Annotated in this window: 21 protein-coding genes and 1 other annotated feature; all 21 genes read right to left on the bottom strand. The window is 29.4% G+C overall.

Going from position 1 to position 22534, the window contains the following annotated elements; translation table 11 throughout:
- Positions 1 to 43 precede the first annotated feature (43 nt).
- The 21 genes from sigG to NNC19_RS04815 all read right to left on the bottom strand — a co-directional run bounded on the left by sigG (position 44) and on the right by NNC19_RS04815 (position 22410).
- Positions 44 to 817 carry an RNA polymerase sporulation sigma factor SigG gene (sigG, locus tag NNC19_RS04715; protein WP_310937464.1) on the bottom strand — a complete coding sequence of 258 codons (774 nt, stop codon included), beginning with the start codon at positions 815 to 817 and terminating at the stop codon, positions 44 to 46.
- A gap of 81 nt (positions 818 to 898) precedes the next feature.
- Positions 899 to 1606, bottom strand: a complete 708-nt coding sequence (gene sigE / locus NNC19_RS04720; RefSeq protein WP_310937465.1) for an RNA polymerase sporulation sigma factor SigE — start codon at positions 1604 to 1606, stop codon at positions 899 to 901.
- Positions 1607 to 1616: 10 nt separating this feature from the next.
- Positions 1617 to 2420: a sigma-E processing peptidase SpoIIGA gene (locus NNC19_RS04725; RefSeq protein ID WP_310937466.1), complete on the bottom strand. Its 804-nt coding sequence runs from the start codon at positions 2418 to 2420 to the stop codon at positions 1617 to 1619.
- 281 nt (positions 2421 to 2701) lie between these two features.
- Positions 2702 to 3817 (bottom strand): cell division protein FtsZ, encoded by a 1116-nt coding sequence (gene ftsZ, locus NNC19_RS04730; protein ID WP_310937467.1) that lies wholly within the window; start codon positions 3815 to 3817, stop codon positions 2702 to 2704.
- Between the two features lie 13 nt (positions 3818 to 3830).
- On the bottom strand, positions 3831 to 5087 hold the full coding sequence (locus NNC19_RS04735) for a cell division FtsA domain-containing protein (protein ID WP_310937468.1): 1257 nt from the start codon (positions 5085 to 5087) through the stop codon (positions 3831 to 3833).
- A 160-nt stretch (positions 5088 to 5247) separates the two neighbouring features.
- Positions 5248 to 6303 carry a type IV pilus twitching motility protein PilT gene (locus tag NNC19_RS04740; protein ID WP_310937469.1) on the bottom strand — a complete coding sequence of 352 codons (1056 nt, stop codon included), beginning with the start codon at positions 6301 to 6303 and terminating at the stop codon, positions 5248 to 5250.
- 85 nt (positions 6304 to 6388) lie between these two features.
- A complete protein-coding gene (gene sigK / locus NNC19_RS04745; protein ID WP_310937470.1) occupies positions 6389 to 7087 on the bottom strand; it encodes an RNA polymerase sporulation sigma factor SigK in 699 nt (232 codons plus the stop codon).
- A gap of 115 nt (positions 7088 to 7202) precedes the next feature.
- Positions 7203 to 8675: a penicillin-binding transpeptidase domain-containing protein gene (locus tag NNC19_RS04750; protein WP_310937521.1), complete on the bottom strand. Its 1473-nt coding sequence runs from the start codon at positions 8673 to 8675 to the stop codon at positions 7203 to 7205.
- Positions 8676 to 8866: 191 nt separating this feature from the next.
- A complete protein-coding gene (gene udk / locus NNC19_RS04755) occupies positions 8867 to 9484 on the bottom strand; it encodes a uridine kinase (protein ID WP_310937471.1) in 618 nt (205 codons plus the stop codon).
- A 22-nt stretch (positions 9485 to 9506) separates the two neighbouring features.
- A complete protein-coding gene (locus tag NNC19_RS04760) occupies positions 9507 to 10751 on the bottom strand; it encodes a U32 family peptidase (RefSeq protein ID WP_310937472.1) in 1245 nt (414 codons plus the stop codon).
- Positions 10752 to 10755: 4 nt separating this feature from the next.
- Entirely contained in the window at positions 10756 to 11400 is a 645-nt protein-coding gene (locus NNC19_RS04765) for an O-methyltransferase (RefSeq protein ID WP_310937473.1), read from the bottom strand.
- A gap of 15 nt (positions 11401 to 11415) precedes the next feature.
- Positions 11416 to 12450: an endolytic transglycosylase MltG gene (gene mltG, locus NNC19_RS04770; protein WP_310937474.1), complete on the bottom strand. Its 1035-nt coding sequence runs from the start codon at positions 12448 to 12450 to the stop codon at positions 11416 to 11418.
- A 125-nt stretch (positions 12451 to 12575) separates the two neighbouring features.
- A complete protein-coding gene (gene typA / locus NNC19_RS04775; protein ID WP_310937475.1) occupies positions 12576 to 14402 on the bottom strand; it encodes a translational GTPase TypA in 1827 nt (608 codons plus the stop codon).
- Between the two features lie 137 nt (positions 14403 to 14539).
- Positions 14540 to 16207, bottom strand: coding sequence for a ribonuclease J (locus tag NNC19_RS04780; protein ID WP_310937476.1), 1668 nt, complete (start codon positions 16205 to 16207; stop codon positions 14540 to 14542).
- A gap of 64 nt (positions 16208 to 16271) precedes the next feature.
- Positions 16272 to 16727 carry a Fur family transcriptional regulator gene (locus NNC19_RS04785; RefSeq protein ID WP_310937477.1) on the bottom strand — a complete coding sequence of 152 codons (456 nt, stop codon included), beginning with the start codon at positions 16725 to 16727 and terminating at the stop codon, positions 16272 to 16274.
- A 30-nt stretch (positions 16728 to 16757) separates the two neighbouring features.
- Positions 16758 to 17024 (bottom strand): DUF1292 domain-containing protein, encoded by a 267-nt coding sequence (locus NNC19_RS04790; protein WP_310937478.1) that lies wholly within the window; start codon positions 17022 to 17024, stop codon positions 16758 to 16760.
- 80 nt (positions 17025 to 17104) lie between these two features.
- On the bottom strand, positions 17105 to 17524 hold the full coding sequence (gene ruvX / locus NNC19_RS04795; protein WP_310937479.1) for a Holliday junction resolvase RuvX: 420 nt from the start codon (positions 17522 to 17524) through the stop codon (positions 17105 to 17107).
- Between the two features lie 53 nt (positions 17525 to 17577).
- The gene (locus NNC19_RS04800) at positions 17578 to 17835 is read right to left on the bottom strand and encodes an IreB family regulatory phosphoprotein (RefSeq protein ID WP_310937480.1); all 258 of its coding nucleotides are present in this window, start codon (positions 17833 to 17835) and stop codon (positions 17578 to 17580) included.
- Between the two features lie 132 nt (positions 17836 to 17967).
- On the bottom strand, positions 17968 to 20607 hold the full coding sequence (gene alaS, locus NNC19_RS04805) for an alanine--tRNA ligase (protein ID WP_310937481.1): 2640 nt from the start codon (positions 20605 to 20607) through the stop codon (positions 17968 to 17970).
- A 49-nt stretch (positions 20608 to 20656) separates the two neighbouring features.
- Positions 20657 to 20831: a binding site (T-box leader), on the bottom strand.
- Positions 20832 to 20900: 69 nt separating this feature from the next.
- Entirely contained in the window at positions 20901 to 21932 is a 1032-nt protein-coding gene (locus tag NNC19_RS04810; protein WP_310937482.1) for an AI-2E family transporter, read from the bottom strand.
- A complete protein-coding gene (locus tag NNC19_RS04815) occupies positions 21910 to 22410 on the bottom strand; it encodes a PRC-barrel domain-containing protein (protein WP_310937483.1) in 501 nt (166 codons plus the stop codon). The genes NNC19_RS04810 and NNC19_RS04815 overlap by 23 nt, the downstream gene beginning before the upstream one ends.
- Between the last annotated feature and the right edge of the window lie 124 nt (positions 22411 to 22534).

The following is a 22534-nucleotide window of genomic DNA, read 5'->3' on the forward strand; positions in this document are numbered from 1 at the left end:
ATCACCCGCCATAACAAAGACGTTAGGTTATCCCTAACGTCTTTCAAACATTTTTTCTCATATGCTTTAATGCCGTCTTTTCTAATCTGGATACTTGTGCTTGAGATATTCCTATCTCATTTGCTACTTCCATTTGAGTTTTCCCATTAAAAAATCTTAAATTTAATATTAATTTCTCCCTATCAGTTAATTTTTTCATAGCTTCTTTTATTGATATATTCTCAAGCCAACTTTCATCAGTATTTTTACTATCACTTACCTGATCCATAACATAAATAGCATCTCCACCATCATGATATATAGGTTCATATAAAGATACAGGATCCTGAATTGCATCAAGTGCAAAAACTACATCTTCTCTTGGTAAATTTAACTCTTTTGAAATTTGTGATATGGAGGGTTCCTTATTGTTATCCTTAATTAATTTATCTCTTACTAATAAAGCTTTATAAGCAATATCTCTTAATGATCTACTAACTCTAATTGAATTATTATCTCTTAGATATCTCCTTATTTCTCCAATAATCATAGGTACTGCATATGTAGAAAATTTAACATTTTGGCTTAAATCAAAATTGTCTATTGCTTTCATTAAGCCTATACACCCAACTTGAAATAAATCATCTACATTTTCACCTCTATTATTAAATCTCTGTATGACGCTTAACACTAACCTTAAATTTCCTTTTATAAAAGTCTCCCTAGCCATACTATCCCCATTATGCATTTGTGTAAGTAGTGCTCTTTTCTCCTTTTCTTTTAAAACTGGGAGTTTTGATGTATTTACTCCACATATTTCTACTTTGTTAATGATCAATATCATCAGCCCCTTCGGAAGTAATAACTAACTGCATTTATAATTATCTCCGATAGATGATTCTTTTATACTAAAGACAAACTATAGCATTCTACTAATTTCTTTTTTTAATCTATTAATAATTTTTTTCTCTAACCTAGAAATATATGATTGAGATATACCTAACATATCAGCAACCTCTTTTTGTGTCTTTTCTCGTGTTCCAAACAATCCAAATCTTAACTTAACAATTTCTTTTTCTCTTTCATTCAAGTTTTTAAAGGCCATAAATAATAATTGCTTATCAACCTCATCTTCAATTAAATTATAAACAGTATCGTTTTCAGTTCCTAGAATATCTGATAATAGTAATTCATTACCATCCCAATCTATATTTAAAGGTTCATAAAATGAAATTTCAGCTTTTATTTTACTATTTCTTCTAAGGTACATTAATATTTCATTTTCTATACATCTCGATGCATAAGTAGCAAGCTTAATCTTTTTCTCAGGATTAAATGTGTTTACTGCCTTTATAAGTCCAATAGTTCCTACCGATATTAGATCCTCAATATTGACTCCTGTATTCTCAAACTTTTTTGCAATATATACCACTAATCTTAAATTTCTTTCAATTAGTGTACTCCTCACATTTTCATTACCTTCCAAAATCTGTGCCACAAGTTCTTCCTCTTCCTCCTTAGTTAATGGTGGAGGTAAAGCTTCATTTCTGCCTATATAGTGAATTTTTTTTCTAAATAATTTAAGCTTTTGTACCAATCTGTTAAAAAATATATCTAGTCTAATCATATTTCCTCCTCTATATTATGCCTCTAGATAATAAAGCATTAAAATCTCTTTCTCTACTTAATACTTCCTTACAAGGACAAATTATTGCTTTTACTTCTCTAAATTCCTCACCTTCACCTCTTATCCTAACTTTGTCAACTTTAAATCCTTTCAATTTACCTTCATACCCTATAGCACTATAATTTATATAATAGGCCTTGTCCTCATTAATTGTATAATCACTAAATAATTTTTCTTCAACTATTATGCATGGAAGATTAGTAATTGGTTCCCTTAATTCATTACCAGTATCTAAAAATCCTTTTATCACATATTTTATATCATCTATAAAAATTTCAATATCAAATGTAAAACTACTTATTAATGACCTTTCCTTGATATAACAAATAGCTCTAAAATAAGTAATATAAATAATCATTAATGCTAATATCAATGATTTCAAAGAAAAATTATTAATAATTAATCCATTATACAAACTATAAGAATTTTTTATCTCTGCTAAATAAAAACATATTCCACTTAATGTAACTGATGATAGTATAAAAATTCCACTGGATTTAATGGCTATTAACCACCTTTTTCTCCCTAATATTATCAAGTTCATTAAGTATGCCACACAAAATTGTATTGGAAATACTGAAAACATATTTAGCGATCTAAAAATCATAACAATTGTGTATAAAGCACCTAATACAGCTGCTAATATTAACTTAATATTTTTCACTTGTACTTTTATTACATTAAAAGTAATAGATAATAAAAATAAATCCACAATAAAGTTTTCTATTAGAATAACATCTAAATAAATCTCCATCTCTTGTCCCCCTTCTTTAAATTGATTATAAAGCATTACACTTCAAAATTTTGTCAATTTTAATTCCTAGAGAAACTTTTTTTAAAGTACATTTTTTACATATAAAAACAATAAACTCTAATTTAGAAGTAGATTTTCAAAACATACAATTTTATATTTTTATTGATTAGTTTTATAATCTAATATATATTTTTAAAATTAGCTTAAACTTTAACTTATTGTATCCTTTGGTCGAAAAAAAAGCCCAGTCATATTTAGACTGAGCTCTTTATTACTTAACATTATTTTTTTGTTCTTCTCAAAAATACAGGGATATCCAAGTCTTCTTCTTGTCTATTGTAAGAAGGTTTTGCTTCCTCTTCTACCACAGTAGTAGCAGCTTCAACTTTTGCTTCTGCATTTACCTTTTCTTCAACTTTCTTTTCCACAAATATTTCATTTGGTTCAGCTTCAAATCCTGTTGCAATTACAGTTATTCTAATTTCATCATTTAACGTTTCATCTATTACAGCTCCAAAAATTATATTCGCATCTGGATCTGCTGATTCTCTTACAACATCTGCAGCTTCATAAACTTCAAGTGCTCCTAAGTCTCCACCACCTGTAAAGTTTAAAATAACCCCAGTTGCCCCATTTATAGAAGTTTCTAATAATGGTGAAGCAATTGCTTGTTTCACTGCATCAGATGCTCTACTATCTCCTTTACCATATCCAACACCCATATGTGCAAGACCTTTATCAAGCATTACCGCTTTTATATCTGCAAAGTCAGCATTAACAACACCTGGAATAGTGATTAAGTCTGAAATTGCTTGTACACCTTGTCTTAACACATCATCTGCTAATTTAAAGGAATCAAGTAAAGTTGTCTTTTTATCAGCCATAGATAATAATCTTTCATTAGGGATAATTACTAATGTATCAACCTTTTCCTTTAAGTTAGCTATTCCCATTTCAGCAAATCTCATTCTTCTCTTTCCTTCAAATGGGAAAGGTTTAGTAACAACCCCTACAGTTAAAATATCTAAAGATTTAGCTATATCAGCTACAACTGGTGCAGCACCTGTTCCAGTACCTCCACCCATTCCAGCTGTTATAAATACCATATTAGCTCCTTTTATAGCAGCTGTAATCTCTTCTCTACTTTCCTCTGCAGCCTTTTGTCCTATTTCTGGATTTGCTCCAGCACCTAGTCCTTTAGTTAACTTCTCACCAATTTGTATTTTTTGATTTGCATGCGATAACATTAATGCTTGCTTATCTGTATTAATAGCTATGAACTCAACGTTTTTAACTCCTTCAACAATCATTCTATTGACAGCGTTACTTCCTCCACCGCCACAACCAATAACTTTTATATTAGTCAATTCTTGCATATCAACTTCAAAATCTAACAAAGTAATTCCTCCTTTAGAATATATCTCCAAGAAAACTCTTTAACTTAAAGAAAACTCCACCCTTAGTTTTCTCAAAAGATTTCTTGTCATCCATATCATTTAGTAAATATTTTTTATCGTTTTTCCCCTCAACTTCTGTTGAACTTTTACTTAGTAATTTCATAATATCAAATACATCTTTAACAATTGCTAAGGATGTAATATTAAAGGAATTCTTCATCCCTAAATCATCCTTCGTAATTACCTTGGCTTTTTTTTCAAACTCATTTTTAACTAGATTTGAAATATTTTGATAGTAGCTTATACCATCTCCGTATATTATTATACTACAAATCCCCTGATAATAGGAAGAGTTTTTTAGTCCACTATTAACCATGTTAAATAATTCTTCAAGTCTTGCTTTAGTCACTTCATAAAACAGGGTTTTAGATATTTTTGATGCACCTATATTAACAAATTCATCTATACTTTCATCATTGTACATTGTCTCATAATTATTAGCATATATTAATTTTACATTTTCTGCTTCTCCCATTGAAAATTCACCACATATGGATAAATCTTTTGTTACATTGTTCCCTCCCAATGGAATGTTACCCATATATTTTAAGGTTCCATTATTAAACAACGCAAAATCTGAAGTACCTCCACCAATATCTATTAGTACTTTTGATTCCATATAATTTTTTTCATCTAAAAAAATTTTTCTACCACATAATATATTGACCTTAAAGCCTTTAAATATATACCCATTATCTAATATAATTTTTTTAAATTTATTTAATTCTACACTTGGTCCTAAAACAACAGTAATATTCACCTTTAAATTATTTCCAATACAACCAACAACATCATCACTTATTTTATCATCTAAACTATAATAATTAATTATTGTATCAACTACTTCTTCCCCATCTAATATATTTACTAGTCTCTTACTCTTTTCTATAGCCCATCTAGTATGTTTAATAAAGACTTTACTTTCTTTAAGTTTTATACTTGGATTTACCTCTACAATTCTTAAACCTCTTGTAGATACACCAGCATATACTTCTTTAATCAATACTTTTGTTTTATCTTCTAGTTTATTTAATAAATTTTTAAGTGCTTTTCCACATTTAACTTCATCCGTTATAAAGCCCTTTTCAATTCCTTTTGATGGCAAAAATGAAGTTCCCAGAATATTTACTTCTTCTTCTTCAAACTTTCCTAAGGATGCTGAAAGCTTTGAACTACCAAAGTCAACTGCTGCTATCATTTTATTATGCATATCATTTGTTTCCTCCCTGTTAGTTAAGCTATATATCATATTCAACATAAAGATACAAAATCCTTTAAGAATTTTTAATTTTTATTATTTTCATTAATAAATTTAAATTCTTTTAGATATTAATGCAATACTTTTATAAGAATTTATAATAAAAATCATACTATAACATCACTATTCTTTCCAATGTTTCTTTTTCTACTGCAAACTCTAAAGCTATTTCATTAGAAATAATATTACTTTTATACAACTCTGCTATAGACATATCCATAGTTTTCATTCCATACCTACTTCCTGTTTGTATAATAGATTGAATCTGATAAGTTTTACCTTCTCTAATTAATTTTTGTATTCCAGGAGTAATAGTCATTATTTCTGAAGCTGCTATTCTTCCTCTACCATCCAATTCAGGTAGTAGTTGTTGTGAAATTATTCCTTGAAGCACTGTTGCTAACTGAGTTCTAATTTGCTGCTGTTGGTTTGAAGGAAAACTATCAATTATCCTATCAATAGTTTTTGCTGCTCCTATTGTATGTAATGTTGAAAATACTAAATGTCCTGTTTCTGCTGCAGTAATTGCAATACTTATAGTCTCAAAATCCCTCATCTCACCTATTAAAATCACATCAGGATCTTCTCTAAGAATTGCTTTTAGTGCATTTTTATAACTCTTACTATCCTTTCCTATCTCTCTTTGATTAATAATAGATTTTTTATGTTTATGTAAATATTCAATGGGATCTTCTAATGTTATTATATGCGTGTTCCTAGTATTGTTTATTTCATTAATCATAGAAGCAAGCGTAGTTGATTTACCACAACCTGTTGGTCCCGTTACAAGAACTAGGCCTCTTCTTTTTCTTGTTAATTCTTTAATAATTTTAGGATATTTTAGTTCTTCTAATGTTGGTATTGTAAAATTAATTACCCTTATTGCTATAGCATCATTATTTTTTTCTTTAAAGACATTCACTCTAAATCTTCCAATTCCATCCAAAACAAAAGAAGAATCATATTCTCCAGCTTTAATATATTTTTCAAAATTATAAGACAAGACTTCCTTTGCAAATTTCTCAACATCTTTTGAAATCAAATTTTCTTCACCAATTTTCTCAAGATTGCCATTAATTCTAACTATTGGAGGTGATCCAACAATTAAATGCAAATCTGATGCCTTAAGTTCTATTGTCTTTAATAATAGATTTTTCATATAATACATATTTAATCCACCTTATCTTATACATTTATACTTTTATATAAAAAACTAAATTCCTCTAAATTTCTTAGAAGAATTTAGTTTCTCATTAGAACTTAGTATATAAAGCTCTTTCCAATTTTTTTAATGCCTTTTTCTCAATTCTTGACACATATGATCTTGAAATATTAAGCAAGCTTGCAATTTCTCTTTGAGTTCTACATCTACCATCTTCCAAACCATATCTCATCATTATAATGTCGCATTCTCTTTTACTTAAAATTTGAAACATTTTGTTATATAGAGCTTTAATTTGCAAATTACTTTCTACCTTATCAATCACTGAATCCTTCTCACTACTCAGAACATCAATTAAACAAATTTCATTTCCTTCTTTATCCACGCCTATTGGATCCTGTAAGTATACTTCACTTTTTTGTTTTTTGTTATTTCTAAAAAGCATTAAAATTTCATTTTCTATGCATCTTGAAGCATAGGTAGCAAGTCTAGTCCCTTTCCCAATATCAAAAGAATCAATGGCTTTAATAAGTCCAACTGTTCCAATAGAGATAAGTTCATCAACATCCTTATTTGGAAATGAATATTTTTTTACTATGTGAGCAACTAATCGTAGATTTCTTTCTATAAGCACACTTTTTGCTCTTTTATCTCCATCTTTTAATTTTTTTAAGTATATTTCTTCTTCTTTTTCATCCAAAGGTAATGGGAATGTATTATTTCCATTGATATAACCAGTTAATAATAGGGAGTTAGATATGATATCTAAGACGTTATTTATTAAAAACATCTTACTCCTCCTATTCATGCTTATTACTATAATATTCATGATAGAAGTATTTATTGACCTATTATATCAAATTTTATAAATTATATTTACTTTGTTGACAGAATACTACCTTAAGTTACTTTGCTTGCGAATTTAATGATTTAACTATTTCTTTAAATATAGGAGCTGCTGTATTACCCCCTCCTACCTCTTCTCCTGTAACACCTTTTCCAGCTATATTGGGAGCAAAGATTGTCATAGTATAGGTTTTATTTTTTATTTTAAAAAATCCTGAAAACCAACCATGTGTATTTTTATCCCCGCTTGTAGCAGAGCCTGTTTTACCCCCTATTGTACTACCATCTACCTTTGCATTAACACCAGTCCCACGGTTGACAACTTCCACCATAGCCTTTTGCATCAATTTACTTGTTGTTTCACTATATACCTTGTGTTTTTCTGTTTCAAACTCTTCTATTACATTATCTTCATTGTCTACAGTACTTTCGATAATGTATGGTTTAACATATACTCCATTATTAACAATAGTATTAGTTGCACCTAATATTTGAAGAGGAGATACAGTCAAACATTGTCCAATAGATATATTATTAAGACCTGCTTCTTCCTTAGGAATTTCTCCCTCTGCTTCATTCCTCCCATCTCCTTCTATATTTAAAACTCTTGAAAAAAGCCCCATTTTCTTTGAATATTCCATAATTTTATCATATCCTAATTCATTTCCTACTTTCGCAATACAATCATTACATGATTTTACCAATGCATCTTGCAATGTAAGATTTCCATGAGCAGTTTTACATATATGACCATTACAAGTATATACATCACTTAATGAAACTTTCCCTTCCTCTAAAGCAGTTCCTAAAGTTATCAATTTAAATACAGATCCTGGCTCATAACCAGCTCCTTCTATAGCTAAATTTATATTTGCTTGTGTTTCATCTTTTTGAACAAGAGCTCTTATTTTCCCTGTATCTGATTCCATTAAACTTACTCCTACATTACCTAGATTTTTAAATTCATCTTTTTGAAGAACTTCTTTTATTTTTTCAACTATATCTTCATCAACAGTTAACTTAATGTTTGTATTATCATCCACCAATATCTGTTTATCTTTTGAATATACATATTTATCATTTAATGAAAAATTCTTTTTAGGTTCTTCATTATTAATGGTTAGATTGTATATCTTTTCTTCCAACGAATCCTCTACTACCTTTTCTTTATCTGGCATTTGATCTAAAATATTACTTATTGTCCATGCTTCCTTTTTATCAGCTTCATCATGAACATAAGTATATATTCCTTTAACATTTTTTAACTCGTTTATTTTATTATATGCATCCTCTGAAATGGTATAATATAACTTTCCACTAGATTTCATGACATCTGTATAATTAAAATTTTCATATTCATTTTTCATAATAAAATTCAATGCCATTAAGTCTTCTAGAGTCTCTTCGTAATTATTTAAACTAAATGGTTTCTTATCAATAACTAAAACATATTTTTTATTGTATTTTATCAAGTCTTTCCCATTAGTATCTAAAAGTCTGTATTTTGAATCACTAATATTTTCTGATTGCATAGATTCATATCCACTTAAAACTTCACTGGATGGAAAAACTTGAAGATAAAAAAGTCTACTTATCAAAAATATAAATATCACAACAAAAGTATATAATATACATCTTATTCTTGAATCATGTCTCGGAATAAAAATAAAAAACACCTTCCCTCTATCTTAAATTTTAGACAGAGAGAAGGTGTTTTATACAACTAATTAAGTATATCTTTCATCTTTGTTACAAGAATATCTATAGCTACTTTATTATGTCCACCTTCTGGTATAATTATATCTGCAAACCTCTTAGTAGGTTCAGTAAATTGGAAATGCATAGGTCTTACAACTGTAAGATATTGATTTACTACTGAATCAACAGTTCGTCCTCTTTCCTCCATATCTCTGAGAAGTCTTCTTATTATTCGTACATCTGCATCAGTATCTACATACACCTTAATGTCAAGAAGATTTCTAATTCTCTCATCTTCTAAAATAAGAATACCTTCTACTATGATGATTTCTCTTGAATGAACTGTTACAGTTTCCTTAGCTCTATTATGTACTGTAAAATCATATATAGGTTTTTCTATAGTTTCTCCACCTGATAATGCCTCTAAATGTTCTACAAAAAGAGTATTATCAAATGCCCTAGGATGATCATAGTTTGTTTTAACTCTTTCTTCCATTGTAAGATGACTTTGATCTTTATAATATGCATCTTGCTGCATCATTACAATTTTTTTTCCACCAAAACTTTCAAAAATTTCATTTGCAATAGTACTTTTACCTGAGCCTGATCCTCCAGTAATGCCTATCAAGATAGGTTTGTTCATCAATTATCCTCCTCACCTTTCTTTAAAGGTTCAATACTTTCTTTCCCTTAATTAACATATCATTTTCCTTTAATGGTTTATCCACTTTTGCAGTAAATAACATATGTGCTCTATTAGCTACATCTGTTACCACTTTTTTTTCTACATCAAACATATCCATTAAAGTTACATCAAAATCAGGTGTATTAGCTCTTAAAACTTCAACACAATCATCTTTAAACACTCTATTTTTTTGAAGTATAGTTGCAATCTTTGTTTCTGAATCATATGATTTAACTATTCCAACTATATCATAATTTCTTATATATGAAGATACATCATAATTTTGTTCACCATTTCTTCCAAAGAAAAATCCTGTATGGTATTGTCTATGGCTAACTCTATTTACAGTATGCATCCATTCTTCTTTAAAATCATATCCATCTGGATCTTCAAAATATGCATCTACAGCTTCTCTATAAGCCTTAACAACTGATGCTACATAAAATTCACTTTTCATTCTTCCTTCAATTTTTAATGAATCAATTCCACTTTCAACAAGTTCAGGAATATGTTTTATCATACATAAATCCTTTGAATTCATTATATATGTTCCATCTTCATCCTCTACAATAGGATAATATTCTCCTGGTCTAGTCTCTTCTACTAAAGCATATTTGTATCTACATGCATTTGAACATATCCCTTTATTTGCATCTCTACCTAACATATAATTGGAAATTAGACATCTACCTGAATACGCTATGCACATTGACCCATGAACAAATGCCTCTATTTCACAATCTTCTGGTAAGTTTTCTTTAAATCCTTTTATTTCATTAAATGTAAGTTCTCTTGCCAGAACAATCCTTTTAACACCTTGTTCATACCAAAACTTTGCACTCATCCAGTTTACAGTATTAGCTTGTGTACTTAAATGTATTTCTAAATTAGGTGCTGCTTTCTTAGCTGCAACAATTAATGCTGGGTCACCTGCTAAAATTGCATCTACTCCTAATTTTTCAAGCCCCTTTATGTAATCTTCAACTCCATTTAAATCATAGTTTCTTGCAAAAACATTAACAACTACATATACTTTTCTTCCTCTATCATGACAATACTTTACTCCTTCAGCAATTTCCTCATTAGTAAAGTTATCAGAAAAAGCCCTTAAATTTAGCTTGCCTCCTCCTAAATATACAGCATCGGCACCAAAATCTATTGCTATCTTTAGTTTTTCTAAACTTCCTGCTGGTGCTAAAACTTCAGGCTTAACTCTTTTTTTCACGTTTTTACCTCCTCTTAGTTATTGCAATACCATCTCCTATTGGTATTACAGATGTAATTAATTCTGTATCACTTGATACCATTTCTAAATATGTTCTCATTCTTTTAACTATTGTTATCTTACGCCTCTTTACAAGTTCATCAGATGCAACCATCCCCCTAAAAAGAACATTATCTGCAACTATAATACCATCCTTTTTCAGCAACCTCAAACAATGAGGAAGAAAATGATTATAATGTCCTTTTCCTGCATCCATAAAAATCAAATCGAAAGGTTCATCTAATTTCTCTAAGATATCTAAGCAATCTCCTTCTTCTATTTGTATCTTATCTTCTAAATCAAACCTTTTTAAATTTAATTTGGCTAACTCTATCATTTTTTCATCTCTTTCAATAGTAACTATATTAGGACTCGTACCTGCAGCTTCATACATTAGAATAGAAGAAAACCCTATAGCTGTTCCAAGCTCAAGAATCTTTAAAGGTTTTTTCATACCAACCATAAACTCCAGAAATTTACCAGATTCTCTTTGTACTATAGGCACTCCATTTTCTCTTGCAAAATCTTCTATCTCTTTTAGTGTACCTTTCCTTTCTGGTATAAGCCCCCTAATATATTCTTCCATATAATCATAATTGATTCCGCTCATACATTCCTCCTAATTTTATTTATACCCTTGCTGCTTTGATACACTTTGATGTTCTGCTAAAGTTTTTGAAAAATGTTGTTTTCCATCTTGCCCTTTAAGCAATACAAAAAATAAATAATCTGTTTTAGCAGGATTCAAAGCTGCAACAATAGATTTTTTACCCGGATTTGTTATAGGTCCTATTGGTAATCCTTTATTTTGATATGTATTATAAGGAGAATTAACTTTTGTATCACTCTCTTTTAATAATTCTTTTCCTTCATATCCAATAACATAATTTACTGTAGAACAAAATTCTAATTTCATTCCTGTCTTTAATCTGTTTTCTATTACAGATGCAACTAAAGGTCTTTCATCATCTAACACAGTTTCTTTCTCTACAAGAGATGCTTTTGTTATTAAAGTTTCCATATCTGCATCATTTATTTGTTTCTGACTTTCTGTTGCAATTTCCTTTATTTTCTCTTGAAAATTGGTTACCATTGTATTAATTACTTCATTAGGAGTTACTCCTTTAAGGAAAAAGTATGTATCTGGATATAAATATCCTTCTAAATTATACTTTTTACGAGAATCTACTTTTACAAAATTAGGTGCTTTATAGGCCTTAACAGCATTTATAAATTCATCCTTAGAAAATAGTCCATTCTCTTCCAACCTTTTAGCAATATTGTCTATAGAATATCCTTCTGGAATGGATACTGCTACCTTATCTTTGCTTAAATCTTTAGTTTGAAGTGTCTTAACTAACTCCTCTAATGTAATATTCTTACTTACTTCATATTTCCCTGAAAACAAATTAACAGATTCATTTGTTAACTTTAAGTTTAATTTTACAATATATTTATTACGTAAGTTTCCTGCCTTATCCAACTTCTCTAAAACAGAATTAAAAGATTCACCTTCATCAACCTCTATCTCTATTGTATTGCTATTCATTTTTAATGGTTGACTTATTATACTTTTATAATAATAAGTTAGTCCCAATACAATTGCAATTACAACAATGATGAATTTAAACAATTTTCCCTTTATACTACTTTTTTTCATAAAAACCCCCTAAATATAAAAGTAAATAGCCATCCAAGGCTATTTACTTCATTATAATACGATTTAAAGAGTTTATAAAGCTAAAATTTATTTTAATATAACTTTATGCTACAAAAAACAACAAATTATTTTTTATTTCTACTTATAAGTCTTCTTCTATCTCCACTATTTAAAACTTTTTTCCTCATTCTTATATTTAAAGGAGTAACTTCTACCAACTCATCATTATTAATGAATTCAAGCGAATTTTCTAAAGACATAACTATTGGCGGAACAAGTTTTACTGCATCGTCTGCACCTGATGATCTTGTGTTTGTAAGTTTCTTACCTTTACATACATTTATGTCTAAATCATCTGCTCTACCACATACTCCTACAATCATACCTTCATATACAGCAACACCTGCTCCTATAAATAATGATCCTCTTTCTTGAGCATTAAATAATCCATATGCTATAGCATCTCCAGCTTCAAAAGATACTATTGACCCTCTACTTCTTGTAGGAATTTCACCTTTATATGGACCATAGCTATCAAACACATGATTCATGATTCCGTTACCCTTTGTATCTGTCATAAACTCATTTCTAAATCCTATAAGACCTCTTGCAGGCACTTTAAATTCAAGTCTTGAATATCCATTTACTGCTGATGTCATATTTACCATTTCTGCTTTTCTAGGCCCAAGTTTTTCCATTACAGGTCCCATGAATTCTTCTGGAACATCTATTGTTAAATATTCAATAGGTTCTAACTTCTTACCATTTTCCTCTTTAAATATAACATTTGCTTTTGATACTTGGAATTCATATCCCTCTCTTCTCATTGTCTCAATAAGTATAGATAAGTGTAATTCTCCCCTACCTGAAACTTCATAGCAATCTGGAGTTATTTCTTTAACTCTCAAACTTACATTTGTTTCTAGTTCTTGCATAAGTCTATCTCTTAAATGTCTTGAAGTTATAAATTCTCCTTCTTGCCCAGCAAGTGGCGAATCATTTACCATAAAGTTCATGCTTAATGTAGGTTCATCTATATGGACAAATGGAAGCGCTTCTGGTTCACTTGAATCTGCAATTGTATCTCCAATATTCGCTTCCGTTGCACCACTTAAAGCCACTATATCACCAAAAGCCGCTTCTTCTGTTTCTTCTCTTTTAAGTCCATTATATGTAAACAAATTTGTAACCTTATAATTTTTTGTTGTTCCATCATTACTAATTAATGTAACTGTTTGATTTTTCTTAACTTTACCTCTATGAATTTTTCCTATTGCAATTTTACCCACAAACGCATTTGAATCTAATGTTGAAACAAGCATTTGTAATGGAGCATCTATATAACCTTCTGGACAATTGACATTTTTCAATATTGTTTCAAACAATGGTTGCATGTCTTCATTTGTATCTTCAACATTATATCTTGCAAATCCATTTCTTGCTGAAGCATATATTATTGGAAAATCTAATTGTTCATCATTAGCTCCAAGTTCTATAAATAACTCAAATACTTCATCAATAACTTCTTCTGGTCTTGCATCTGGTTTATCTATTTTGTTTATTACAACAATTGGCTCTAATCCTAATTCTAATGCTTTCTTTAAAACAAACTTAGTTTGAGGCATTGGTCCTTCATAAGAGTCAACTACAAGTAAAACAGAGTCAACCATCTTAAGCACACGTTCAACTTCCCCACCAAAATCTGCATGTCCTGGAGTATCTATAATATTTATCTTTACTCCATCATGCATTACTGCAGTGTTTTTTGATAAAATTGTAATTCCTCTTTCTTTTTCTAAATCATTAGAGTCCATTACCCTCTCTTCAACTTTTTCGTTTAATCTAAATACATTACTTTGTCTTAAAAGTGCATCCACTAATGTTGTCTTACCATGGTCAACGTGAGCTATGATAGCTATATTTCTTATGTCTTCTCTTTTAACTAATTCCATTACTTACCTCCAAAATTTTGGTTTCTTTTTATGTAAACCTATAAATAATTCTTTCCAAAATAAAATTGGATGACTTTCTCATCCAATTTTCAACAACATTTTCATTCTAAACTTTTATACAAAAAAAGTCAACATAATTATATTTCCATTATAATTGGTAATATCATTGGTTTTCTCTTAGTCTTCTCATATAAAAATTCTCTTAACCCATCTCTCATGTTTGCCTTTAAAGTTGCCCAATCTGTTATATTTCTTTCTTCACAATCTCTAAGAACATTTTTTACTATTTCCCTTGATTCATCCATAAGTCCTTCTGATTCTCTTACATATACAAATCCTCTAGAAATAATATCTGGGCCAGCTATTACAGAACCTGTATCTCTTTCTATTGTTACAACAACAGTTAGAATACCATCTTGAGATAGATGTTTTCTATCTCTTAATACAATATGTCCAACATCTCCTACCCCTAATCCATCAACAAAAACTTGACCAGAAGTTACTGTTCCACTCTTTTTAATATAGTTTCTAGTAACTTCAATTACATCTCCATTTTCAGCTAACACAAAATTTTTATTAGGCAATCCTACTTTACAAGCAAGTTCTGCATGTTGTTTTAAGTGTCTATACTCCCCGTGAACAGGAATAAAAAATCTTGGTTTTACTAAAGTTTGCATCAATTTCAGCTCTTCTTGACAAGCATGCCCTGATACATGAACTTCTGCTAAAGATTCATAAATTACTTCTGCCCCTTTTTTAAACAATTGATTAATTACTCTAGAAACAAACTTTTCATTTCCTGGTATTGGTGATGCTGAAATTATAACGGTATCTCCTTCAAGCACGTTAATTTTTTTATGTTCAGAAGCTGCCATTCTAGCAAGAGCTGACATTGGCTCTCCTTGACTACCTGTAGTAATTAGTACAACCTTATTATTAGGATACTTTGACACCTGATCAATGCCAATTAATGTTCCTTCTTGCATTACTAAATAACCAAGTTCCATAGCTACTTGAACTATATTTTCCATACTTCTTCCTGATACAGCAACTTTTCTACCATGATTTTCTGCCGCATCAACAATTTGTTGAATTCTATGAACATTTGATGCAAAAGTTGCAACAATTATTCTTCCTTCAGCTTTATTGAATAACTTCATAAAGCTTTCTCCAACAACTCTTTCTGACATAGTATACCCTGGTCTTTCAACATTTGTTGAATCTGCAAGCATAACCAATACACCTTTTTTACCCAACTCTGCAAATCTTGCAAAATCAGTCAAGACACCATCTATTGGTGTATAATCAATTTTAAAATCTCCTGTGTGCAATATTACCCCCAAAGGTGTATGGATAGCTATTGCAACCGAATCAGCAATTGAATGGCTTGTTTTAATAAATTCAACAGAAACAATATTTAATTTTATAATATCTCTAGGCTTAACTACAATAAGTTCAGTTGATCCCAATAGTCCGTGTTCCTTAAGCTTTGTTTCAACAATTCCTAGAGTAAGCTTAGTACCATATACAGGAACATTTAATTGTTTCAATACATAAGGCAACGCACCTATATGGTCCTCATGTCCGTGAGTTAAAAAAATACCTCTAATCTTTTCCTTATTTTTTATTAGATATGAGACGTCGGGAATTACTACATCTATTCCAAACATATCTTCGTCTGGGAATCTAAGGCCACAGTCTATTACTACTATATCATCCTTAAATTCAATAGCTGTAAGGTTTTTACCGATTTCACTCAATCCTCCAAGAGGTATTATCTTAACCTTCGCTCTTTCTGTTCTCATATTTCCCCTCCTTATTTAATTTTTATATAAACAAAGGATTTCTTACTTTAATTAAGATTTCCCTTTATTCATCCTTTTTACATTCACTACAAATCCCATAGAACTTAACAGAATGATCTACAATCTTAAAATTATAGTTTTTTTCAATTCTAGCTTCAAGTTCTTCTAAAAGATCATCTTCAACTTCTATAACATTATTACAAACACTACATACGAGATGATGATGTCTATGAGTCTCATCACTGTGAACTAACTCATATCTACTACAACCATCATTTAAATGCAATCTACTAACTACACCTATTTCTTCTAGTAACAATATTGTTCTATATACTGTTGCTAATCCTATTTCTGGACACTTTTTTTTAACTTCATCATATATCTCTTCTGCTGTTAAATGTTTGCCTTCACTATCTACTATAGTATCTACAATTGACCTTCTTTGTGGAGTTAGTTTATATCCTTTTTTCTTTAACTCTTCTTTAAGCATATCATAATCTATACTGATAATCTTCCCCATCAACAACACCTCACTTGCTTGAAATTACTATTATTCTACATCCTCTTGCATTAATAACTCATAAGTTTCTGAAACTAAATCAAATTCATTTTCATCTTCAATAGTAACATAACTTTCATTTCCATCTTCATCTTTTATAAATTTTAAAACATATGCTTCATCTACATCTATACCTGCTGGTGTAACAACCACATACTCTGTATTTAAATCTTCAATTTTGAAGAATGTTATGACTTTCATTTTTTCTTCTTTACCATCTTCATTTAATAAATATATAAATTCTAATTCTTTTACCATTTATATCTTAGCTCCTTTTGTAATCATTTTAATTACTATATACTTAAATTGTCAATAATAATTTTCAATTAATAATTTTATCACTTCATATTAGATATTCTGTCCAAATATCCTTGAAGTATATATGTTGCAGCAACTTTATCTACAATTTTTTTTCTTTTTCCTCTTGATAAATCTGCTTCAAGCATTGCTCTATGAGCTGCTACAGTTGTAAGTCTTTCATCCCAAAATTCGATTTTGATATCTATTTCTTGTTTAACCAATTCAGAAAATTCAATTATTTTTTCTCCTGCAAATCCAATAGATCCATTCATATTTTTAGGAAGACCTATAACTATTGTTTCAACTTCATATTCCGAACATAATTCTTTTAAAGTTTCAACATCCTTTTTTCTGCTTTCTCTTCTGATAGTTGTTATTCCTTGCGCTGTAAAACCTAAAGGATCTGAAAGAGCTACTCCAATAGTTTTTTGACCTACATCTAATCCTAGTATTCTCATTTTGCACTCCTAAACTTAAATTTAAAGGGTGCCCGCTTTTTAACGGGCACCCTTTACTTTATCTCTAAATAAGATTTTATTACTTCTTCAAGGATTTCATCTCTTTCAAGTTTCCTTACTAAAGCTCTTGCTCCGTTATAGTTTGTAATGTAAGTAGGGTCTCCAGAAATTAGATATCCAACAAGTTGATTTATGGGATTATACCCTTTCTTCTGTAAAGAATCATAGACCTCTGTTAATATTACCTTTGTTAACGCTTCTTTATTTTTAGATACATCAAATTGCATTGTTTGTTCAATATTGTTACTCATAATCCTGCTGCAACTTTTGCAGCTCACCCCCTTACAAAATTGTTAAGGAATATAACTATTACTTTTAGTATATCCTTATGTTAATTTATCTATACTTGTTTTAATTATACTCTACATTTTACTAAATGTATACTATTTTGCTAAAGAATTAAGTATTTCATATACCTTTTCTGTTGCTTCATTTATTTTTTCAGGATCCTTTCCTCCAGCTTGAGCCATATCTGGCCTTCCGCCACCACTTCCTCCAACTATAGATGCTACTTCCTTAATTATCTTACCACAATGAACTCCAGATGATAAACAATCCTTAGTTGCCATTGCTACTAAATTAACTTTTCCTGAAGTCTTACTTATTAATACAACAATTCCTGTTCCTATTTTATCACGAAGCTTATCAGCTAGATCTCTTAACGCATTTGCATCAACATCTTCTAAAGCATAAGAAATTGCATTTACACCATTTATATTCTTAAGTGACTTTAGTATATCATCTTCAACTCCACTTGTTAGTTTACTCTTTAATTCTGTAATTTCTTTTTCTTTTTCCTTAATCTCTGAATTTTGTGCTACTATTTTATTTATTATGTCCTTTTCGTTGCATTTTAAAGCATGACATGCATCTTTTAAAATATTTTCTTTTTCTTCTACAAATCTAATAGCATTAAATCCTGTTACTGCTTCTATTCTTCTAGTCCCAGCAGCAACTCCAGATTCTCCAATTATTTTAAATAATCCTATTTCTCCTGAATTTCTTACATGAGTTCCACCACATAATTCTTTTGAGAACTCTCCCACTGAAACAACTCTTACCTTATCTCCATACTTGTCATCAAATAAAGCCATAGCTCCACTTTCTCTTGCTTCATCTAATGTCATGAGATTAGTTTCAACATCATAAACTTCCATAATCTTTTCATTAACCAATGCTTCAACTTTATCTAACTCTTCTAATGATAGCCCTTGGAAATGAGTAAAGTCAAATCTTAATCTTTCATCATCAACATAAGATCCTGCTTGATTTACATGTTCTCCAACAACTTCCTTTAATGCTTCATGTAACATATGTGTTGCTGTATGATTCTTATTTATGCTATTTCTTCTTACTCTATCTACTTTAAGAGTAACCTCATCACCTTGACTAATAATTCCTTCTAAAACTTTAACATAATGTATAGTCTTTCCACCTACATTTTTTTTAGTATTATATACTTCTACTACTAATCCTTTTGATGTAATTACCCCATCATCACCTACTTGACCACCCATTTCAGCATAAAATGGAGTTTTATTAGTTAATACAAATCCATTTTCTCCAGCACTTAAACTATTTACAAACTCAGTTTCATTAGCTAGAACTAAAACTTTTCCGTCTCCCTCAAATGCACCATATCCTATAAATTCACTTGTAATAGATGCATCTATCTTATTTATTGCTAATTCTTCACTACCCATATAGGAAGATTCTCCTCTAGCATTTCTAGCTCTTGTTCTTTGCTCCTCCATTTCTTTATTAAAGTTTTCTCTGTCAACTTTTAGTCCCTTTTCTTCACAAATTTCTTCTGTCAATTCATAAGGAAATCCAAATGTATCATACAATTTAAATGCTTTATCCCCAGATAAAGTATTCTTCGTTTCTTTTATTATTTCATCAATATACCCTAAAAGTATATTCATACCTGAATCTATAGTTTCATTAAATCTTTCTTCTTCTAATGATACTATTTTTTCTATATATTCTTGGCTTTCTTTAAGTTCTGGATAAGCCCCTCCATAGTTTTTTACTACTTCATCAACTATTTCTGTTAAGAATAATCCTTTAATACCAAGAAGTCTTCCATGTCTTGCAGCTCTTCTAAGTAATCTTCTAAGAACATAACCTCTTCCTTCATTGCTTGGTCCTACACCATCCGAAATAAGCATAGTTACACCTTTAACATGGTCAGTTATTATTCTTAATGAAATATCCTTATCTTTATCTTCTCCATATTTAACCCCTGAAAGACTAGACACCTTTGCTAAAATATTCTTTACAGTGTCTATTTCAAATATATTATCAACACCTTGCATTATTGTTGCAATTCTTTCAAGTCCCATTCCTGTATCTATATTAGGATTAGTTAACTTATTATAATTTCCATCTTCATCTTTATCAAATTGAGTAAATACTAAATTCCAAAATTCAACAACTCTGTCTTCATCAGCTGCCTTTAAGAAATCATCTACATTTTTTATTGTCCCATCACCTCTATCAAAGTGAATTTCTGTACATGGTCCACATGGGCCTACTCCGATTTCCCAAAAATTATCATCTTTTCCAAGCCTAAAAATTCTTTCTGTACTAACATCAGTCTTATTTTTCCAAATTTCAAATGCTTCATCATCGTCTAAATAAATAGTTACATATAGTTTATCTTTAGGGATTTCTAGGACTTTGGTAATAAACTCCCATGCCCAAGGAATTATTTCTTCTTTAAAATAATCTCCAAAAGAAAAATTTCCAAGCATCTCAAAGAACGTTCCATGTCTTGATGTTTTTCCCACATTTTCTATATCTCCAGTTCTTATACACTTTTGACATGTAGTAACCCTCTTTTTTGGTGGCTCTTGTAACCCTGTAAAGTATGGCTTAAGAGGAGCCATACCAGCATTTATTAACAATAAACTTTTATCATTTTTTGGAACAAGAGAAAAACTATTCATTCTTAAATGTTCTTTACTTTCAAAGAACTTTAAAAATTCTTCTCTTAATTCATTAGTCCCTATATTTTTCATTTTCTATTCCTCCAATATATAATATAAATAAAAAAGCCTTCATCCCAAACCAAGGGACGAAAGCTGTACTTCCGCGGTACCACCCTAATTATGTGTAAAATAACACATCTCTTAGAAATTTATAGCTCCAAGGTAGCTTCGAAATATATTCTAAAAAGTTTTCACCAACCACTTTCTCTCTAAATAGTAATAATACATCTACTTATCCTTATCAACACTTAATATTTATTTAATAAAATTATATTTTAACTTTAATAGTATGTCAATATTTTTATACTTATATATAAATTTGGTCAAAATATATAATAATTTATATCTTCCCAAATCACTTTAATTATTACTCCAATAGGTACAATTATAAGCATTCCAACAAATCCTCCAAAATTTTCTCCTATAATTAGTAAAATAATAATCATTAAAGGATGTATATTTATGCTATCTCCTGTTATTTTAGGTGATAATATATTTCCTTCTATCTGCTGTAATAAAAATATTCCTATTCCTGTCCACAGTCCCTTAGTTGGAGAATCTAATAAAGCTATAAAAATTATTGGTATTGCTCCAAAAATAGGGCCAAAGTATGGAATAATATTTAATATACCATTTAATATGGATAATGCTATTGAAAATTTCACTTTAAGTATTAACAACATAATGAAAGTAATCCCTGTTACAATTACTGATAATATTAACTGACTACCAATATATCTACTTAATAGTTTATTGATATCTGAAGTTATTACTTTAGTTATTTTTCTTTTTTCTAATGGAACTAAATTTAAAAATTTTCCATTTATCTCTTTATTATCTGCTAGAAAATAATATGTTACAACCGGAATTACTGCCATAGATAACATATGTTCACTAATTGATATTATATTATCTACCAATTTTGTAGACAATACATCTCCAAATTCCACCATTCCTTGTTTTATTTCATCATATAAAAATTTTGCAAACCCTAAATTCAGATGTTTAGAGTTCTCTATATTTTCTTCTAAAAATATAGTAATTTTTTTTATCACTGGCTCCAAATTATCTATTTCTTTAAATACTGCTGGAATCAACAGAACTAAAGATACAATAAATAAAATCATTAAAAATAGAATTAATATCAAAGAAACTATTCTGTTTTTTATTTTTAATCTATCTCTTATTCTATTTCTAATAGGTACTAAAATATATGCAATAAGATATGATATCAAAATAATATTTACAGTTTCCTTAAATTCATTAATAAACAGATATAACACTATAAATAAGACACCTATAAATAAAAATATTAAGTTTCCAAAAAATCTTCTATGCTTTTTTAAAATATTCATTTTTGCTTATTTCATGAGGAATATTTTTTAGTACTACATTAGGCTCTCCTAAATATAAAATATAATCTTCTCCAAGGACAGAATTCTTAATTAGAATTACTTCTTTACCTCTTAACATCCTATCTACAATGCTAGGACTAATAATTAATCCTTGAATTTTAAAATTTTCTTCATTTATAAGTACGTCTTCTACTACACCTTTACTATTTCCTAATCTATCAATAACCTCCATATCCTTTATATCAGAAAATTTAAGTCCTTGACCCTTTGTTGCCCCCTTAACTAAAATATCATCATCAATAAGAATTATATCTTTTACATCAATGAAATTTCTTTTTCCTTTAACACTATAACTATTAAATCCAAGACCTAATACCTTCCCCCTATAAAAATCGATATATATGGTTCTTGATACCCCTAATTTTTTTCCGTTGAAGTCATAAATGTTTTTCATATATAAGTCTTTACTTCTAAACATTGCAAAACCTCCTAAAAAATAGACTAAATTTAGTTTTCACGAAAATACACTAATTTATTCTAAAAAAAATATATATGTTGCAATTTACAATCAAAATTCACAACATATATATTAAAATTTCTAT

Origin of the sequence: Clostridium sp. SHJSY1 (assembly GCF_031626875.1) — a bacterium.
GTDB lineage: Bacteria > Bacillota > Clostridia > Clostridiales > Clostridiaceae > Clostridium.

Excerpts from the sequence above, each read along its gene's own strand:
- sigE (WP_310937465.1), bottom strand. The coding sequence starts at position 1,606 with ATGATTAGACTAGATATATTTTTTAACAGATTGGTACAAAAGCTTAAA.
- NNC19_RS04725 (WP_310937466.1), bottom strand. The coding sequence starts at position 2,420 with ATGGAGATTTATTTAGATGTTATTCTAATAGAAAACTTTATTGTGGAT.
- NNC19_RS04735 (WP_310937468.1), bottom strand. The coding sequence starts at position 5,087 with ATGCATAATAAAATGATAGCAGCAGTTGACTTTGGTAGTTCAAAGCTT.
- NNC19_RS04740 (WP_310937469.1), bottom strand. The coding sequence starts at position 6,303 with ATGTATTATATGAAAAATCTATTATTAAAGACAATAGAACTTAAGGCA.
- sigK (WP_310937470.1), bottom strand. The coding sequence starts at position 7,087 with ATGTTTTTAATAAATAACGTCTTAGATATCATATCTAACTCCCTATTA.
- NNC19_RS04750 (WP_310937521.1), bottom strand. The coding sequence starts at position 8,675 with ATGCAATCAGAAAATATTAGTGATTCAAAATACAGACTTTTAGATACT.
- udk (WP_310937471.1), bottom strand. The coding sequence starts at position 9,484 with ATGAACAAACCTATCTTGATAGGCATTACTGGAGGATCAGGCTCAGGT.
- NNC19_RS04765 (WP_310937473.1), bottom strand. The coding sequence starts at position 11,400 with ATGAGCGGAATCAATTATGATTATATGGAAGAATATATTAGGGGGCTT.
- mltG (WP_310937474.1), bottom strand. The coding sequence starts at position 12,450 with ATGAAAAAAAGTAGTATAAAGGGAAAATTGTTTAAATTCATCATTGTT.
- typA (WP_310937475.1), bottom strand. The coding sequence starts at position 14,402 with ATGGAATTAGTTAAAAGAGAAGACATAAGAAATATAGCTATCATAGCT.
- NNC19_RS04780 (WP_310937476.1), bottom strand. The coding sequence starts at position 16,207 with ATGAGAACAGAAAGAGCGAAGGTTAAGATAATACCTCTTGGAGGATTG.
- NNC19_RS04785 (WP_310937477.1), bottom strand. The coding sequence starts at position 16,727 with ATGGGGAAGATTATCAGTATAGATTATGATATGCTTAAAGAAGAGTTA.
- NNC19_RS04790 (WP_310937478.1), bottom strand. The coding sequence starts at position 17,024 with ATGGTAAAAGAATTAGAATTTATATATTTATTAAATGAAGATGGTAAA.
- ruvX (WP_310937479.1), bottom strand. The coding sequence starts at position 17,524 with ATGAGAATACTAGGATTAGATGTAGGTCAAAAAACTATTGGAGTAGCT.
- NNC19_RS04800 (WP_310937480.1), bottom strand. The coding sequence starts at position 17,835 with ATGAGTAACAATATTGAACAAACAATGCAATTTGATGTATCTAAAAAT.
- alaS (WP_310937481.1), bottom strand. The coding sequence starts at position 20,607 with ATGAAAAATATAGGGACTAATGAATTAAGAGAAGAATTTTTAAAGTTC.
- NNC19_RS04810 (WP_310937482.1), bottom strand. The coding sequence starts at position 21,932 with ATGAATATTTTAAAAAAGCATAGAAGATTTTTTGGAAACTTAATATTT.
- NNC19_RS04815 (WP_310937483.1), bottom strand. The coding sequence starts at position 22,410 with ATGTTTAGAAGTAAAGACTTATATATGAAAAACATTTATGACTTCAAC.